We start from the raw sequence: 14,765 nt of genomic DNA, 5'->3' as shown, positions 1-14,765 counted from the left end.
TCTATGGTGTGGTTGCGTGTCGCTCTGGTTCTGCCGCTGGTTGCCATCAACACGGTGGTGCATTGCCTGCCGTTGTTCGTGGTCGCGCTGGTGAAGGCAGTGTTGCCGTTTGCAGCGGTGCGCCGGGCCTGCAATCCGCTGCTGACCGGTCTGGCGGAGAGCTGGATCGGCGTGAACAGCGCCATGATCCGGATGTTCACCCGGACCCGTTTCGAGGTCAGCGGGCTGGCCGATCTTGATCGCGATGGCCACTACCTGGTGCTGGCCAACCACCAGAGCTGGGTGGATATCCTGGTGCTGCAGAAGGTGTTCAACCGTCGCATCCCGCTGCTGCGCTTCTTCCTGAAGCGTTCGCTGTTCTGGGTGCCGATGCTGGGGCTGGCGTGGTGGGCGTTGGATTTCCCGTTCATGGGTCGCTACACGCGCAAGCAGATCATGAAGAACCCGGAGCTGGGGCGCCGCGATATGGAAGTCACCCGCAAGGCCTGCGAGAAGTTCAACAGCATCCCGGTGGCGGTGATGAACTTCGTCGAAGGCACGCGCTTCACCCAGGAAAAGCATGACGGGCAGAATTCGCCTTTCAAGTATCTGCTGAAGCCCAAGTCGGGCGGCGTGGCATTCGTGCTCGACGCGATGGGCAAGGGCCTGCACGCGCTGCTGGACGTGACGATCGTCTACCCGAAGGGCATCCCGTCGATGATCGACCTGATGGCCAACCGCCTGCCGGAAGTGAAGGTGCTGGTGCGCAAGCTGCCGATTCCGGCCGAGCTGATGGGGGGCAACTATCAGGACGATCGCACCTACCGTGCGCAGTTCCAGCAGTGGATGAACAGCCTGTGGGTGCAGAAAGACGCCGAGATCGCCGCGATGCTGGAAGGCAAGGCCTGACGCCATATGACGGTCATCGAACGACAAAGGCCCCTTCGGGGCCTTTGTCGTTTTCAGGGGGATGGGGTGGTCTAGCGGTAAACGCGTTCGCAGCGTGTCTCGACGACCCGCTGGCCGTTGCGTTCCTGGTTGCGGCCCTGGACATTGCGGCCGACCAGACCGCCTGCCACCGCACCTGCAGCGGTGGCGACCTTGCGGCCACTGCCACCGCCAACCTGGTTGCCGAGCAGGCCGCCGACCACCGCACCGGTGGCGGTGCCGGCGATACGGTTCTGGTCACGGGCATTGTTGGCCACTTCGACCTTGCGGCATTCGACCCGGCTGCCATCGTTGAAACGGCGGCCTTCATCGCGAGGGCCGTAGGTCTGCGCCTGGGCACTGGCGGCGACCAGCATTCCCAATCCGACGAGAGTGGTGGCAAGTGTGTTGTGGAAAGTGCGCATGATCTTCTCCTCCGAGTGTTGGCAACCGGGATGGGGATCCCTGGCGACAACCCTGCGCGCTTGCGGGAAAACCGGAAGTGAAGGCCGGGCACCCGGGTTGAAGCGGGGTTCATCCTGCATGGCTTTCGGCAACTGAACGCAGCGCGGCTTGGGTGTAGAGTGCGCGCCTGACCGTCATCTTCAACGAGGTACCGCATGAATACTGTTGCCGCTTTCTATCCGGTGGGTACGCCGGGCCAGCCGTGGGGTGCGTCCGAACGCGCGCAGTGGTTGGAGCGCCAGGTGGTGCAGCGCAGTCATGCCGATGAAGTGGTGGCGAAGATCGATGCATTGCGCGAACGTTTTGACGTGTCGCAATACGGTGAACTGGATTATCCAAGCGGTCGTTATCCGTTGTTGGCGGTGCGCAGCCGCAACTGGAACGATGCCTTGCCGGTGATGCTGGTCACGGGCGGCGTACATGGTTACGAAACCAGCGGCGTGCAGGGTGCGCTGCAGTTCATCGATCAGCATGCGGCTGACTATGCCGGGAAGTGCAACCTGCTGGTTGTGCCGTGCGTAAGCCCCTGGGGCTATGAGCGTGTCCAGCGTTGGAACGCATTGGCGTTGGACCCCAATCGTTCATTCGTGCCGAACAGTCCTGCACCGGAATCGGCTGCGTTGATGGCACTGGTGGCACCGTTGAAGGGCCACATCGTGATGCACATCGATCTGCACGAAACCACCGACACCGACGAGAGCGAGTTCCGTCCGGCATTGGCCGCGCGCGATGGCAAGCCGTTCGAGCCGGGCGAGATTCCGGATGGCTTCTATCTGGTGGATGACAGCGACAACCGTCAGCCGGCGTTCCAGCAGGCGGTCAATGCCGAAGTGGAGAAGGTCACGCATATCGCCCCGGCCGATGCGCGCGGCGAGATCATTGGTTCGCCGGTGGTGGCTCCGGGCGTGATCGAATACCCGCTCAAGGCGCTGGGGCTGTGCGCCAGTGTCAGCGGTGCGCGTTACACGACCACCACCGAGGTCTATCCGGACAGCGCCAAGGCCACGCCACAGCAGTGCAATGACGCGCAGGTGGCGGCGGTGATCGGTGCATTGGATTTCGCACTGCTCAAGGGCTGAGAGTGATTGCCGTTCGATGAGGGGAACGCGCTTTCTCCTCTCGAGCGACATGGGGCTGGACAGCGCAACCCGTCCCGGCTTCACACAATCACTGCGCGCCAGCATGGGAGCATCACAGTATGAAACGACGACTCGTGATGTTCCCGATCCTGGTCTCGGCCAGCATGAGTGCATGGGCCGGCGAGGCGCCCGAGTACGACCGCCCCGGCATCGGTTTTTCCACCAGCACGGTGGGCAAGGGCGTCTTCGTCTGGGAGCAGGGGCTGCCCGATGGTAGTCGCGACCGCAGCGACGGGGTCACCACAACGGCCTGGACAGCCGACACGCTGCTGCGGCTGGGTTTATCCGCAACCACCGAGCTGCAGCTGGGCGCTGACACCTGGGGCGGCCTCCGGGTACGCGGCGCTGGCATTCGCGAGCGTGATACCGGCAGCGGTGACGGCAGCGTCGCGCTGAAGTGGGCGCCGGCGATGCAGGGCGAGCAGTTCTCGCTGGCATTCAAAGGTGGTGCAACGCTGCCATGGGGCCGTGCACCGCTGGGCGACGGCTGTCACGACTATGACCTCGGGGTCACAATGGCCTGGGGATTGCCGGCCGATACCAGCCTGGCGCTGTATGCCGACCGGCAATGGGGTGACAACGGCAGCGGCTGGCTTTTCTCGCCGAGCTACGGCTTTCCATTGGGAGAAAGCGCGTCGGCGTATGTGGAAGGCGGTTACGGCACCGGCGCGCAGTACATGCGTGCGGCCGGTGCCGGCGTGACGTGGATGGCCACGCCACGGCTGCAGCTGGATGCCTCGTTCCTGCGCGGGCTGGACAACGAAACGATCGACTGGCAGGGCGGCGTGGGCCTGGCCTTGTACTTTGATTGATGGTCCCGCTCAGCGATTGACCGCAGGGCCATACACGCCGCTGTAGCCGGCGGCGCAATTGCTGGTGCAGTCGCTGGTGAGCATGTTGCGGACAATGACGCCGCTGTTGTTCTTCGAACGGAAGTGGCCAACGCCATTGCTGGTATCACCGCCACCGAAGTTGTAAGGGCTGCCGTCGCTCCAATCCCAGTCGAAACTGTAAGCGCTGCTGCCTGCGCCCACGTCCACCTGTGCGTAGACATTGGTGGACGTGTTGAACAGTGCGCCATCACCGCAACCGGCGCTGTAGCTGGTGGTGAAGCAATGCACCTGATCGCGAAGCCCGGCGGTGATCGTATAGAAGCGAATGCTGCTGTAGCTGGCCGGGAAGGTGCGCAGGCTGCCCGAGCCGCTGCCGGTCCAGCGGTTGTAGCCGTAGTAGGTCACGCCGGTACTCGGATACAGGCCGAACGTGTAGTAGTTGTACGGGAAGACATAGGCCTCGGCATTGCAGGTGGGTGCCAGGGCCGATTGATAGCCGGTGCTGCGGCAGGTCTGCAGGCCGCGCAGGCCGCCGGCGATGTTGATGAAACGACGCACGCTGCCCTGGTAGCCGTGGTACTTGATCGTCGCCAACGCCATCGTCGAACCCAGCGAATGCGTCACCAGGTCCACCTGGCTCTTGCCGGTATAGGCATTGACCTTGTCGATGAAGGTCTTGATGACCTGGTAGGTGGCCGGTGAGTGATAGTTGTTCTGCGGCGCGGCGCGCTCGCTGGCGCTCAGGTAGGTGATGCCGAACAGTTCGCAGTCGTTGTATCCGGCTGCCTTGAGTTCGGCATAGGTGGACAGCGGCGGCGTGCCGTAGCCGCTGACTGCGCCGGCAGGCATGTCGAAACTGATCGCGCTGTCGCCGTTGCCCGGGATGAACACCACCGGGGTCCGGGTGGCGGTGCAGGTACCACCGCCAAAGCCGCCCTGGCCGACGCCGGGGTTGAAGCCACCTGCGTACTGGGTGGCGGCACCGGTGCAGGTGTAGCCGTTGTTGCTGCCGCAATCCAATGCGGCGGCATTGGAGGGGAGCATGAGTGCCAGCGCGCCTGCGAGCGGAACGGCGACGGCGCCGAGAAACCATGAAGCAACGACGGGAATGGATCGGATGATCGACATGCGGCAGCTCCGGGCAGGTGGGTCCTGATGGTCCGGTCAGCATCCAGCTGCGGGCGGCGGTGCGGCACTGTCCATTGGGGCAACTTGCAGCGCAGCAAAGTGCCGGGTGGTGAGTGGCCGGTGCGGCTTACTTCCGTTTCCGCACCAGCATGGATGAGGCCTGCAGGATCGCGCGGGTCAGCAGCGCCATGGTCTTCACTTCGCCCTTCCAGTGCTGCCAGTACAGCGGTACATCCTCCCAGGCACGGGCTTTCACGTAGACCAGCCGGCCGCTTTCCAGTTGCTGCTGCACCAGCGGCAGCGGGTTCATGGTCCAGCCGAGGCCGCCGAGGTTGGCGTGGACGAAGGCGCGGGTGGAGGGAATCCACCAGGTCGGTGCGTTCAACGGCTGGTCGATGCCGGCAATGCGCCGGGCATAGCGGGCCTGCAGGTCGTCCTTGCGGTTGAACACCAGCACCGGTGCCTGGGCCAGCGACTGGGCGTTCACACCCTTGGCGAAGTAGCGCGCGTGGAACTCCGGCGTACAGGTTGCGGCATAGCGGATGCTGCCCAGCTCGTGGATCTGGCAACCCTGCACGGGCTCGGACAAGGTCGTGACCGCACCGAGCACGGCGCCTTGGCGCAGCAGCGCGACGGTGTGGTCCTGATCCTCGGTATGCAGGTCCAGGGTGGTGCTGGTGGTCTGGGAGAAGGAATGCACGGCCTGCGGAAACCAGGTTTCCATGCTGTCGTGATTGACCGCCACCGGGATGCTGGCGCGCGGCAGCTCGCTGTCGGAGATGCCGATGCGCTCGAAGGCATCCCGCTCCAGCAGGGCGGTCTGTTCGGCCAGCTGTACCAGCACCTGGCCTTCCAGCGTGGCCTCGGTGGGGATGCTGCGTTTGACCAGCAGTTTTCCCACCCGGTCCTCCAGCGCCTTGATCCGTTGCGATATCGCCGAGGCGGTGACGTTCAGTGATTGGGCCGCGCGTTCGAAGCTGCCTTCGCGGATGACCGCCGCCAGTGCACGCAGTTGCGAATGGTCGATGCGCATGAATTAAGTTTCGCTAAAGATGGTTAACGAAGTTTAGCTCTACTTTTTGATGCTGCATTGCGACAATTGCCGCGTCCGGTCGTGCCGGTGGGTACTTCCCGCTGCGACCCTCCCCCGAAAAAAGGCAGTTCCCCCATGTTTTCTGTTGTTTCCGCCCAAGCCGCCGGCAGCGCCTGGCTCAGTGGGGCAGGTATCGGTATCGGTCTGTTTGCCATTGTTGGTGCGCAGAGTGCGTTCATCCTGCGCCAAGGCATCATGCGCCAGCACGTGATTCCGATCATCGCCACCTGCTTTGCCATCGATGCGGTCTTCATCCTGGCCAGTGTGACCGGGTTGCGCACGCTTACCGAGCAGATGCCGTGGTTGACCACGGTGCTGTTGTGGGGCGGTGTGGCGTTCCTGAGTTGCTATGCGGTGATGTCGGCCCGGCGTGCGATGCAGGGTGGCGGAGGCATGCAGCTGGATGACAATGCCGAACAGTCCCTGCGGACGGCGTTGATGGCCGCAGCGGGCTTTTCGATCATCAACCCGCACTTCTGGCTGGACATGATGGTGATCGGCTCCATCGCCGAGAACTTCGGTGAATCGCGCATGGCATTCGCGGCGGGTGTGGTTACCGCCAGCGGCGTGTGGCTGACCGCACAGGGGTTGGGTGCACGGCTGCTGGCACCGCTGTTCACCAAGCCGTCCACCTGGCGCGTGCTCGATGGCACCATCGCGGTGATCCTGAGCGTGCTGGCGTTGACCCTGGCGCTGCGTGGGGTTGGCTGAGCGCAGGCAACGGCCATTGCGGGCAAAGACAGGGCGATCATGCGGAAAGCGTGATCGCCCTTCTTGTATCCCTTGTTGCCCGCTTCAACCGAGCAGATGCCTTCATTGGCGCCGCTGGCTGAACATCCATTCCCAGACGGCAGGATTTCGGTAGGTCGGATCCCAGGCGTTGTGCTGGGTGTCCGGATACTCGGTGTAGCGGAAGCCAGCCTGCCGTTTCTGGCTGGCCTCTGCGATGGCCCGATCGTCGCGCGGGGGCACCAGTGCATCGAGCGCGCCATGGAACATCCACACCGGTACCCCATGCAGGCGTGAGGCAACGGTTTCATAGGGATCGGCGCTGCCGGCCACCTGATCAACCACCAGGCCGGGGCGCTCCGCACGCGGTGCCAGGAGCGCGCCGCAGATCGGCATCACCGCGGCGAACTGCGTTGGCCGGGTCAGCGCCAGTTCCCAGGTGCCGTACCCGCCCATGGAAATGCCGCTGATGTAGTTGCGTGCAGGGTCGGTGGCGAATTCGGCATTGGCCGCATCCAGTGCCGCCAGCGCCATGCGCGCGTTGCGGCCACGCCACTCTTCGTCATCTGGCACCTGTGGGAACACCACCAGTGCCGGGAAGCTGTCCTTGTGCTGAGTGATCCACGGGCCGACGCCGGCCTGCGTGGGCTTGATGCCGTCGTCGCCGCGCTCGCCCGAGCCATGCAGGAACAGCAGCACCGGCAGCGGTCGTGGCACGTGCGCGGCTGGCACGAATACCCGGTAGCGGAACTGACGCCCTTCGATTGCCAGTTCACGGGCAACGAAATAGCCGCCCGGATCGCCAGTAACGGTGGAACTGCTGGCGCAGCCAGCCAACACGGACAGGAACAGCAGCATCAGGGTGCGTCGCATCGGGGCCGGCCATGGCGGGAAGGTCGCCGCAGCCTAACCCAACACCGGCAGCAGGCAGCAGGCGATATGCCAGAATTGTGGGCCAACGCCGTGGCTGCCACGGCAGCACCTTCTGGAAGATGCCCGCATGAGGAATTTGCTGATCGTCACCCTGGTCACGCTGCTGGCTGCCTGCAGCCAAGGCCCGCGTGGCACCTACAGCGATTCGGCGCAGCTGTTGCGTTATACCTTCGAGGCCGACGGCAAGGCCTCGGTGTCGCTGTTGGGCCAGGTGCAGCAGGCGCGGTATGTACGCGAGGGCGATACCGTGACGGTGCATGTGCCGGGATCCGAGGGCGAGCCGGTGGCTTTCACCGTCAACGAGGATGGCTCGTTGCAGGGGCCGATGGGGGTTCGCCTGGAGCAGATGAAGCCGTGATGCCGTGATGCCGTGCGGAATGGTCAGCGCCAGTCAGCACCGGGCTGTTGAAGAAGCCGAGCTGGCTGCCGATATGACATGCATTGGTCCGCATCGGCGTTTCCCACTTTCGGCATGGTGATCTTTTCGGCAATCCTGGCAGCAGTGATCGTGGGCGGTATCGCCTGGTTCTGGCTGCGTGGCCGTGTGCAGACGGCTACGCCGAGCGGCAGGACACGCGACGTCGCGCCCGTGGAAACCGACTTGCCGGTTGCCATTGCAGCGGTGGCCGTCGGTGACCTGCAGCGGCGTTTTCTGCTGCATGCGCTGGCCGTGGCGGACGATGCGCCATTGCGTGTGCAGCGCGCGGTGGTTGACGACGTGGATGCCGCGCTGACCCGCGCCGATCTTTCCTCGCGCTATACGCCTCGCCGCCCGAACCTGCTGCCGCAGCTCATCCAGAGCGTCAATGACAGTGCGGCGTCCTCGCGCTCGATCGCGCGCATCATCGGCAGTGACGCGGTGCTTGCCGCCACCTTGCTGCGCATCGCCAACAGCCCGCTGTATCGATTGCAGCGGCAGGATGTGCAGAGCATCGAGCGTGCGGTGACCCTGATCGGCAACGATGGCATCCGCCAGATCATTTCCGCCGCACTGGTGCAGCCGGTGATGCAGGCCGCCAGCGGCGAGGATGCGGTGTTCGCGCGCCAACTGTGGGATTACACCCTGGTCCTGTCGTTGGCTGCGGCTGACCATGCACGCAGCATGGAGCAGGAAGACGGCTTTGCCGCACAGTTGGCCGGGCTGCTGCTGGGGTTGAGCGGGGCGATGGTGATGCAGGCCACCGCCGACGTGCTGGCCCGCTCGCCGCTGCGCACGCGCGAGGCGGGGACCTTGCTGGAGGCGCTGGAGCGTTGCACCGTACCCACGGCGATACGCATCGCCGAGCACTGGAAACTGGCGCCGCCGATCATGCAGGCGTTGCGGGACGTCGATGCGCAGGTGCCGACCGGATTGGCGCGGTCGCTGCATGTGGGCCGCCTGGCGGCCAGTGCGGCCATGCTGCATGCCGGTGGGCGCATGTCGGAGGAACAGGCATTGGCCGCGTTGTCGACCAAGCTGCCGCCGCATGTCGTGGTGTGGCTGTGGAAGCGGGTGAACCGGCAGGCACCTGCCGGCAACAGCTGAGCAGCGATTACGCCGCTACAGCTGCGACTCCAGTGGCAGCCAGCTGATCACGCGGGTGGTGGCCCGCTGCAGCAGCGTGGTGTCCGGCTCGGTGCGATAGGTGATCGGCGGTGTCGCGCTGCGGTCCAGCCAGCGCAGATCCGAGCCCTTGCTCAGGTATACCCAGTAACTCAGATCGGCATCCGACAGGCGCAGGTATTCGCTGCGCAGCCGCGCGGCCAGTACCGGGTCATCGAACAGCACGCCCATCTCGGTGTTGAGGTAGGCCGAACGCGGGTCCAGGTTGAACGAGCCGACAAAGCCGCGGCGGTCATCCACCACGAACGCCTTGGTATGCAGGCTGGCACCGCTGCTGCCAAAGGTTGATGCACGCCCGGTGTGGCCATGCGATTTCAGTTCGTACAGCTGCACGCCACCGGCCAGCAGTGGCCGGCGGTAATGCATGTAGCCGCTGTGCACGGCGGCCACATCGTTGGCCGCCAGCGAGTTGGTGATGATGCCGACCTGCACGCCGTTCTTCACCTGGCCGATCAGCGCCTTGGTGCCGGCGGCACCGGGCACGAAATAGGGCGAGATCAGCAGCGACTTGTGCCGGGCGCTGCCCAGCTCCTGTGCCAGGTGCGTGACCAGCCAGTCACGGGGATCGGCATCCTTGCGCTTGCTCGGGGGGTCGGAGCGGATATGCACCTGCGAGGTCCAGTGCAGTGCCAGCCGGTTGCCGAGGTAGCTGTCGTCCAGTCGCGCGCGGACCCGCTGCAGGTAGGGCACCGCTTCCTGCTCACGGGCTTCGAGCTTGGCCTGGTCGATGAAGTTCTTCATCTGCTGCTTGGTGTTGTGTTGCAGCGCGCTGATCGGCACGACTTCCTGGCTGTTCCAGAACGTGTCGAATATGCGGCTGGCGTCGGCGGCCACCGGGCCGGCCAGCAGCAGGTCCAGATCCCGGAAGTTCACGTCCGGACGTGCGTCGAAATACTCTTCACCGATGTTGCGGCCGCCGACGATGGCCACCCGGCCATCGGCGATCCAGGCCTTGTTGTGCATGCGGTAGTTGATGCTGAAGGCACGTTGCACCATTTCCAGCAACCGCCACAGGCCGTCACGGTTGCGGAACGGGTTGTACAGGCGGATCTCGATGTTGGGGTGGGTGTCCAGCGCCATCATCTGCGCGTCGAGCCCGGCGGCATTCATGTCGTCCAGCAGCAGGCGCACGCGCACACCACGTTCGGCGGCCTGGTAGACATCGTTGGCGAGCAGGTGGCCGACCATGTCGTCGTGCCACATGTAGTACTGCAGGTCCAGGCTGCGCCCGGCCTGGCGGGTGACGATGGAACGTGCGGCATAGGCTTCCAGTCCCTCGGACAGATAGACCGCGCCACTTTCGCCGGGATGCTCTGCCAGCATCGGTGCCAGCGAGCGGTCGATCAGGGTCTGATCGGGCTGCAGCGGCATCGCCTGTGAGGGAGTGCCCAGCGCCTTGGGGGTGAGATGGTCGCCGAGCAGCAGGCCGCTGGCGACCAGCAACAGCAGTGCGGCGATGATGTAACCGAACAGGCGCAACAGCTTGCGGCCACGGGAGCGGGTAGTTTCCATGCGCGCATCCTAGCGAGGTTCCGGGTTGCGGGTCAGGGTAATCGGGCAACCGTGACGTTCCGGAGGTGTCAGCGGGGGGAAGCTGGGAGAGAATCGGGGTTTGCGTTCCCTGGGCTTTGCCAATGATCGACCGTTCCCGTTCCTTCCGCGCACCGAGCCTTGTGGTGCAGATCGTCATCGGCCTGCTTGCAGGCATCGTGCTGGCGATGGCCTGGCCACAGGGGGCGACGGCGGTGGGGCTGCTCGGCACGGTGTTCATTTCCGCGCTCAAGGCCGTGGCACCGGTGCTGGTGCTGGTGCTGGTCACCGCCTCCATTGCCAACCACAAGCATGGGCAGAAGACCAACATCCGCTTCATCCTGGCGCTGTATGTGATCGGCACGCTGGCGGCTGCGTTGGTCGGTGTAGCTGCCAGCTTCCTGTTCCCCAGCGTGTTGAACCTGAAAGTCGCCGCCGAAGCCGGCATGACCGCCCCGGGCGGCATCGGTGAGGTGCTCAAGACGCTGCTGATGCAGGTCGTCGACAACCCGGTGCATGCGCTGCTCAACGCCAACTACATCGGCCTGCTGGCCTGGGCAGTGGGCCTGGGCATGGCGCTGCGTCATGCCAGCGCCGGCACCCGCACGCTGGTGGGTGATCTGTCCGACGCTGTCACCTGGTTGGTGCGTGCGGTGATCAAGCTGGCGCCGCTGGGCGTGTTCGGCATCGTCGCTTCGCTGCTGGCCGAATCCGGCCTGGGAGCGCTGAAGGGCTACCTGCAGCTGTTGTATGTGCTGATCGGCGCGATGCTGTTCATGGCCTTCGTCGGCAACCCGCTGATCGTGGCGCTGGTGACGCGTCGCAATCCGTACCCGCTGGTGCTGCGCTGCCTGCGCGAGAGTGGCATCACCGCGTTCTTCACCCGTTCTTCGGCGGCCAACATCCCGGTCAACATGGAGTTGTGCCGCAAGTTGGGCCTGCACGAGGAAACCTATTCGGTGGCCATTCCGCTGGGCGCGACCATCAACATGGCCGGTGCGGCGATCACCATCTCGGTGCTGACCCTGGCGGCGGTCAATACGCTGGGCATCACGGTGGACCTGCCGACCGCGCTGCTGTTGAGCGTGCTGGCGGCCATCGGTGCCTGTGGTGCATCCGGTGTGCCGGGCGGCTCGCTGTTGCTGATTCCGCTGGCCTGCGGTTTGTTCGGTATTTCCAATGACGTCGCGATGCAGGTGGTGGCGGTGGGCTTCATCGTCGGCGTGGTGCAGGATTCGGCCGAAACCGCATTGAATTCGTCCACCGACGTGGTGTTCGTCGCTGCCGCCGAGCAGGCACGCGGGCGAGGCTGATCGCATGCGCGAGCGGCTTACGCCAGCGGTACGGATTGGCTTGTCGATAGCGCTCGCCACGGGCTTGTATGGCATTTCCTTCGGTGCGCTGGCAGTGGCGTCGGGTTTCAGCGTCGCGCAGACGGCGGTGCTGAGCCTGTTGATGTTCACCGGTGGCTCGCAGTTCGCTTTCATTGGTGTGATTGCCGCAGGTGGCGCGGGTAACGCGGCATTCGCGGCGGCGACGCTGCTGGGCATCCGCAATGCGGTGTATGGCGCGCAGATCAACCGCATGTTGATGCCGCGTGGGTGGCTGCGGCCGCTGGCCGCGCAGGTCACCATCGACGAATCCGCCGCCACTGCCGCCAGCCAGAGCGAGCCGGCCGAGCAGCGGCGTGGGTTTTGGGTGGCGGGTATCGGCGTGTACCTGCTGTGGAATCTGTTCACCCTGGTGGGCGCGTTGCTGGGAGATGCCTTGGGCGATCCGCGCCGCTGGGGCCTGGATGGTGCAGCGGTGGCGGCGTTTCTGGCATTGCTGTGGCCGCGTCTGCGCTCGGGTGAGCCTGTGGCCATTGCCATCGTCTGCGCGCTGGTGACGATGCTGGCGCTGCCGTGGGTGCCGCCGGGTGTGCCGATCCTGCTGGCCGCAACGGTGGCGGCGATCTGGGGCTGGTTCGGGCAAGGCCCGGCCGACGAAGGACTGGAGCCGGATGTGGCGCCGGTGTCGGACAAGGAGGCGTCACGATGACCTTATGGGGTTGGATCATGCTGGCCTGCGTGGCCGCCTGGGCGCTCAAGTTCGTCGGTTATCTGGTGCCGGTGCGGTGGATGGAATCACCGCGCATGAGCCGCGTGGCAGGCACCTTGACCATTGGCTTGCTGGCATCACTGACGACGATGAACGCCTTGTCCGCCGGGCAGGGGCTCGCATTCGACGCGCGCATGGGCGCGCTGCTGGTCGCAGCCGTGGCGCTGGCGTTGCGCGAGCCGTTTCTTCTGGTGGTGGTGCTGGGGGCGGTTGCCGCCGCGCTGCTGCGCTTGTTGTAACGCCGGCCTGGCGGGGATGCCACGCCGCGCAATGCCGGCGCTCGCATGAATCGGCGGCCGGCGGTGTCGCAATTCCGCGGAGGGCGCGGGTGTCAGGTTTCCGCGTGACTCAGAACTTCTGGCTGGACATCAGGAAGCGCCACTGGCCTTCAGGCATCTTGCTCAGGCCGATGCGGCCGATGCGCAGGCGGCGGATATGCGTGGCCGTCAGGCCCACTTCGCTGCACATGTACTGCAACTGGCCCGGGCGCACATCCTTGATGGCGAAACGCAGGCGCTGCTCGCTCTGCCAGCTGACCTTGCAGCTCGGCAGGCTGCGGCCTTCGTAGATCAGGCCCTGGGTCAGGCGCGACATCGCCCAGGGGCTGGGTTCGCCTTCCACGTCCACCATGAACTCCTGCTCCAGTGACGGGCCGGTTTCGATCAGGTGCCGGCGCACGCGCCAGTCCTGGGTCAGCACCACCAGCCCGTTGGCAACGTCATCCAGTGGCATCGGCACTTCCAGTCGCTGGAAATGGCGGCGCAGCAGATGCTGCTGGCTGGAGGCGTAGTCGGTGAAGTGGCTGCTTTCCTGGATCAGCGCCAGCAGGCCACCGGCGCCCACGCCGGCGGGCTTGTTCAGCAGGAACGTAGCCGGCTCGGCGCCCTCGGTGTTGGCGTTGTCGGCCAGCGTCACCACTTCTTCGGTGACCATGGTCTGCGGGGTTTCCACCACCACGCCGTCCACGCTGACCCAGCCGCCTTCAATGTACTGCTGGGCCTGGGCACGCGAGCATTGCAGCTGCGCGGACAAGCGCTTGTCGAGACGGATGGGCGAGGTCATGGATACGGTGTTCTACGGCGGGCGGGGAGTGTAGCGCCGATGCGTCGCAGTCGCGAACACAGGGGTCAGCGCGGTTCGTGTTCCAGCGCGGTCAAATACAGGCGCATATCGAACTCCAACTGGTGGTAATCCGGCTCCATGTGCAGACACAACTGGTAAAAGGCCTTGTTGTGATCGGCCTCTTTGATGTGCGCCAGCTCGTGCACCACGATCATCCGCAGGAACTCGGCCGGGGCCTCGCGGAACACGCTGGCAATGCGGATTTCACGGCTGGCCTTGAGCTTGCCGCCGTGGTTGCGCGAGATGGCCGTATGCGTGCCCAGCGCGTGCTTCACCACCTGCAGCTTGGCGTCGTAGAGCACCTTGCCCAAGGGCTGCGACTGGCGCAGATGGCGGTCTTTCAGCGTCTGCACATAGTCGTACAGCTGGCGGTCGTTGCGCACTGCGTGCGGCTGCGCATAGCGGCGGCGAACCGCCTCGCCGAGCTTGCCTTCTGCCAGCAGCTCGCGGGCGCGTTGCTGCAGGGGTTCGGGATAGCCATTCAGGTACTTCAGGGTCTGCATCGTCGGTGTACGGATTTGCGGGCGGGGTGGGGAGCCGATGGGTATCATGGCAGCCATCGGCAACAGAACACGAATACGACGATGGCAAAGGCAAATCCGCTGCAGGAACAACTGCTCAAGGCTGGGCTGGTGAAGAAATCCCAGGTATCCCAGGTGGCCCGTGAACAGGTCAAGGCGCGCCATGGCAAAGGCCCGGCGGCGCCGACCGAAAGCCAGCGCGAGGCCGACCGCGTGCGTGCTGAAAAGGCTGAAAAGGACCGCGAGCTGGCGGCTGAGCGTAATGCCCTGCGCCGTGCCGACGAACTGCGCGCGCAGGCGCGGCAGATCATCAGCGACCGCAAACTGCCGCGTGGCGGTGAGTTGGAGTACCGCTTCAACGACGGCGAAATCATCCGGACCCTGCTGGTCAGCGAGGCCCTGCGCAAGCAGCTGGCGGCCGGTGCGCTGGTGGTGGTGCGCCATGGCGATGGGTTCGAGCTGCTGGCACGGGTGGCTGCCGAGCAGGTACGCACGCGCGCTGCCGAGCTGATCGTGCTCGACCACGGCCAGAGCGAGGACACCCCCATCTCCACCGGCAATGCCGAGGACGATGCCTACTATGCCCAGTTCCAGGTGCCTGACGATCTGATGTGGTGAGCGCCTGTGGTATTGGCCGTTGTGGCAACGTTGACCTTGCACTCT

Annotated in this window: 17 protein-coding genes; 10 read left to right on the top strand and 7 right to left on the bottom strand. The window is 65.0% G+C overall.

Annotated features, from left to right (window positions below):
- The first annotated feature begins 3 nt into the window (after window positions 1-3).
- Window positions 4-888 carry an acyltransferase gene (locus ABB26_RS12145; RefSeq protein WP_057634498.1) on the top strand — a complete coding sequence of 295 codons (885 nt, stop codon included), beginning with the start codon at window positions 4-6 and terminating at the stop codon, window positions 886-888.
- A 71-nt stretch (window positions 889-959) separates the two neighbouring features.
- Here the strand turns inward: ABB26_RS12145 and ABB26_RS12140 are convergent, their stop codons facing one another.
- Window positions 960-1,331 carry a glycine zipper 2TM domain-containing protein gene (locus tag ABB26_RS12140; RefSeq protein ID WP_057634496.1) on the bottom strand — a complete coding sequence of 124 codons (372 nt, stop codon included), beginning with the start codon at window positions 1,329-1,331 and terminating at the stop codon, window positions 960-962.
- Window positions 1,332-1,526: 195 nt separating this feature from the next.
- Here ABB26_RS12140 and ABB26_RS12135 point away from each other — a divergent pair, with 195 nt between their 5' ends.
- On the top strand, window positions 1,527-2,450 hold the full coding sequence (locus ABB26_RS12135; RefSeq protein ID WP_057634493.1) for a M14 family metallopeptidase: 924 nt from the start codon (window positions 1,527-1,529) through the stop codon (window positions 2,448-2,450).
- Between the two features lie 119 nt (window positions 2,451-2,569).
- Window positions 2,570-3,322: a transporter gene (locus ABB26_RS12130; RefSeq protein ID WP_083490811.1), complete on the top strand. Its 753-nt coding sequence runs from the start codon at window positions 2,570-2,572 to the stop codon at window positions 3,320-3,322.
- 9 nt (window positions 3,323-3,331) lie between these two features.
- Here ABB26_RS12130 and phaZ7 read toward each other — a convergent pair whose 3' ends face one another.
- Both phaZ7 and ABB26_RS12120 read right to left on the bottom strand, forming a co-directional pair.
- The gene (phaZ7, locus tag ABB26_RS12125) at window positions 3,332-4,471 is read right to left on the bottom strand and encodes an extracellular native short-chain-length polyhydroxyalkanoate depolymerase PhaZ7 (protein ID WP_057634488.1); all 1,140 of its coding nucleotides are present in this window, start codon (window positions 4,469-4,471) and stop codon (window positions 3,332-3,334) included.
- A 127-nt stretch (window positions 4,472-4,598) separates the two neighbouring features.
- Window positions 4,599-5,504: a LysR family transcriptional regulator ArgP gene (locus ABB26_RS12120; RefSeq protein ID WP_057634486.1), complete on the bottom strand. Its 906-nt coding sequence runs from the start codon at window positions 5,502-5,504 to the stop codon at window positions 4,599-4,601.
- Between the two features lie 135 nt (window positions 5,505-5,639).
- On the opposite strand from ABB26_RS12120, the gene ABB26_RS12115 reads away from it, so the two are divergent.
- Complete coding sequence (locus ABB26_RS12115) at window positions 5,640-6,275, top strand: LysE/ArgO family amino acid transporter (RefSeq protein WP_057634484.1); 636 nt, start codon at window positions 5,640-5,642, stop codon at window positions 6,273-6,275.
- A 102-nt stretch (window positions 6,276-6,377) separates the two neighbouring features.
- On the opposite strand, the gene ABB26_RS12110 is transcribed toward ABB26_RS12115, so the two are convergent.
- Entirely contained in the window at window positions 6,378-7,166 is a 789-nt protein-coding gene (locus ABB26_RS12110) for a carboxylesterase family protein (RefSeq protein WP_057634482.1), read from the bottom strand.
- Between the two features lie 127 nt (window positions 7,167-7,293).
- Here ABB26_RS12110 and ABB26_RS12105 point away from each other — a divergent pair, with 127 nt between their 5' ends.
- Window positions 7,294-7,584: a hypothetical protein gene (locus tag ABB26_RS12105; protein WP_057634480.1), complete on the top strand. Its 291-nt coding sequence runs from the start codon at window positions 7,294-7,296 to the stop codon at window positions 7,582-7,584.
- Between the two features lie 78 nt (window positions 7,585-7,662).
- On the top strand, window positions 7,663-8,751 hold the full coding sequence (locus ABB26_RS12100) for an HDOD domain-containing protein (protein WP_083490810.1): 1,089 nt from the start codon (window positions 7,663-7,665) through the stop codon (window positions 8,749-8,751).
- Window positions 8,752-8,766: 15 nt separating this feature from the next.
- Here ABB26_RS12100 and ABB26_RS12095 read toward each other — a convergent pair whose 3' ends face one another.
- A complete protein-coding gene (locus ABB26_RS12095) occupies window positions 8,767-10,341 on the bottom strand; it encodes a phospholipase D family protein (RefSeq protein WP_057634476.1) in 1,575 nt (524 codons plus the stop codon).
- 122 nt (window positions 10,342-10,463) lie between these two features.
- Here ABB26_RS12095 and sstT point away from each other — a divergent pair, with 122 nt between their 5' ends.
- The 3 genes from sstT to ABB26_RS12080 are packed head-to-tail and all read left to right on the top strand — an operon-like array spanning window position 10,464 to window position 12,698.
- On the top strand, window positions 10,464-11,672 hold the full coding sequence (sstT, locus tag ABB26_RS12090; protein ID WP_057634474.1) for a serine/threonine transporter SstT: 1,209 nt from the start codon (window positions 10,464-10,466) through the stop codon (window positions 11,670-11,672).
- Between the two features lie 4 nt (window positions 11,673-11,676).
- A complete protein-coding gene (locus ABB26_RS12085) occupies window positions 11,677-12,399 on the top strand; it encodes an AzlC family ABC transporter permease (protein WP_057634472.1) in 723 nt (240 codons plus the stop codon).
- A complete protein-coding gene (locus ABB26_RS12080) occupies window positions 12,396-12,698 on the top strand; it encodes an AzlD domain-containing protein (RefSeq protein WP_057634470.1) in 303 nt (100 codons plus the stop codon). The genes ABB26_RS12085 and ABB26_RS12080 overlap by 4 nt, the downstream gene beginning before the upstream one ends.
- A 109-nt stretch (window positions 12,699-12,807) precedes the next feature.
- On the opposite strand, the gene ABB26_RS12075 is transcribed toward ABB26_RS12080, so the two are convergent.
- Together ABB26_RS12075 and ABB26_RS12070 are read right to left on the bottom strand one after the other, a co-directional pair.
- The gene (locus ABB26_RS12075; protein WP_057634468.1) at window positions 12,808-13,521 is read right to left on the bottom strand and encodes an RNA pseudouridine synthase; all 714 of its coding nucleotides are present in this window, start codon (window positions 13,519-13,521) and stop codon (window positions 12,808-12,810) included.
- Window positions 13,522-13,586: 65 nt separating this feature from the next.
- Window positions 13,587-14,084 carry a M48 metallopeptidase family protein gene (locus tag ABB26_RS12070; RefSeq protein ID WP_057634466.1) on the bottom strand — a complete coding sequence of 166 codons (498 nt, stop codon included), beginning with the start codon at window positions 14,082-14,084 and terminating at the stop codon, window positions 13,587-13,589.
- 81 nt (window positions 14,085-14,165) lie between these two features.
- Between ABB26_RS12070 and ABB26_RS12065 the strand changes: the two genes are divergently transcribed.
- Complete coding sequence (locus ABB26_RS12065; RefSeq protein WP_057634463.1) at window positions 14,166-14,720, top strand: DUF2058 domain-containing protein; 555 nt, start codon at window positions 14,166-14,168, stop codon at window positions 14,718-14,720.
- Window positions 14,721-14,765 lie beyond the last annotated feature (45 nt).

The sequence above is a fragment of the Stenotrophomonas humi genome, assembly GCF_001431415.1.
GTDB lineage: Bacteria > Pseudomonadota > Gammaproteobacteria > Xanthomonadales > Xanthomonadaceae > Stenotrophomonas > Stenotrophomonas humi.
Note: the sequence above shows the minus strand (reverse complement) of the source record. Positions and strands in the feature narration are given on the sequence as shown.

What these genes read in the sequence shown, in the direction of transcription:
- ABB26_RS12140 (WP_057634496.1), bottom strand. Translation starts at nt 1,331, where the DNA reads ATGCGCACTTTCCACAACACACTTGCCACCACTCTCGTCGGATTGGGA.
- ABB26_RS12085 (WP_057634472.1), top strand. Translation starts at nt 11,677, where the DNA reads ATGCGCGAGCGGCTTACGCCAGCGGTACGGATTGGCTTGTCGATAGCG.
- ABB26_RS12105 (WP_057634480.1), top strand. Translation starts at nt 7,294, where the DNA reads ATGAGGAATTTGCTGATCGTCACCCTGGTCACGCTGCTGGCTGCCTGC.
- phaZ7 (WP_057634488.1), bottom strand. Translation starts at nt 4,471, where the DNA reads ATGTCGATCATCCGATCCATTCCCGTCGTTGCTTCATGGTTTCTCGGC.
- ABB26_RS12070 (WP_057634466.1), bottom strand. Translation starts at nt 14,084, where the DNA reads ATGCAGACCCTGAAGTACCTGAATGGCTATCCCGAACCCCTGCAGCAA.
- ABB26_RS12120 (WP_057634486.1), bottom strand. Translation starts at nt 5,504, where the DNA reads ATGCGCATCGACCATTCGCAACTGCGTGCACTGGCGGCGGTCATCCGC.
- ABB26_RS12080 (WP_057634470.1), top strand. Translation starts at nt 12,396, where the DNA reads ATGACCTTATGGGGTTGGATCATGCTGGCCTGCGTGGCCGCCTGGGCG.
- ABB26_RS12095 (WP_057634476.1), bottom strand. Translation starts at nt 10,341, where the DNA reads ATGGAAACTACCCGCTCCCGTGGCCGCAAGCTGTTGCGCCTGTTCGGT.
- ABB26_RS12065 (WP_057634463.1), top strand. Translation starts at nt 14,166, where the DNA reads ATGGCAAAGGCAAATCCGCTGCAGGAACAACTGCTCAAGGCTGGGCTG.
- ABB26_RS12110 (WP_057634482.1), bottom strand. Translation starts at nt 7,166, where the DNA reads ATGCGACGCACCCTGATGCTGCTGTTCCTGTCCGTGTTGGCTGGCTGC.
- ABB26_RS12130 (WP_083490811.1), top strand. Translation starts at nt 2,570, where the DNA reads ATGAAACGACGACTCGTGATGTTCCCGATCCTGGTCTCGGCCAGCATG.
- ABB26_RS12115 (WP_057634484.1), top strand. Translation starts at nt 5,640, where the DNA reads ATGTTTTCTGTTGTTTCCGCCCAAGCCGCCGGCAGCGCCTGGCTCAGT.
- ABB26_RS12135 (WP_057634493.1), top strand. Translation starts at nt 1,527, where the DNA reads ATGAATACTGTTGCCGCTTTCTATCCGGTGGGTACGCCGGGCCAGCCG.
- ABB26_RS12075 (WP_057634468.1), bottom strand. Translation starts at nt 13,521, where the DNA reads ATGACCTCGCCCATCCGTCTCGACAAGCGCTTGTCCGCGCAGCTGCAA.
- ABB26_RS12100 (WP_083490810.1), top strand. Translation starts at nt 7,663, where the DNA reads ATGCATTGGTCCGCATCGGCGTTTCCCACTTTCGGCATGGTGATCTTT.
- sstT (WP_057634474.1), top strand. Translation starts at nt 10,464, where the DNA reads ATGATCGACCGTTCCCGTTCCTTCCGCGCACCGAGCCTTGTGGTGCAG.
- ABB26_RS12145 (WP_057634498.1), top strand. Translation starts at nt 4, where the DNA reads ATGGTGTGGTTGCGTGTCGCTCTGGTTCTGCCGCTGGTTGCCATCAAC.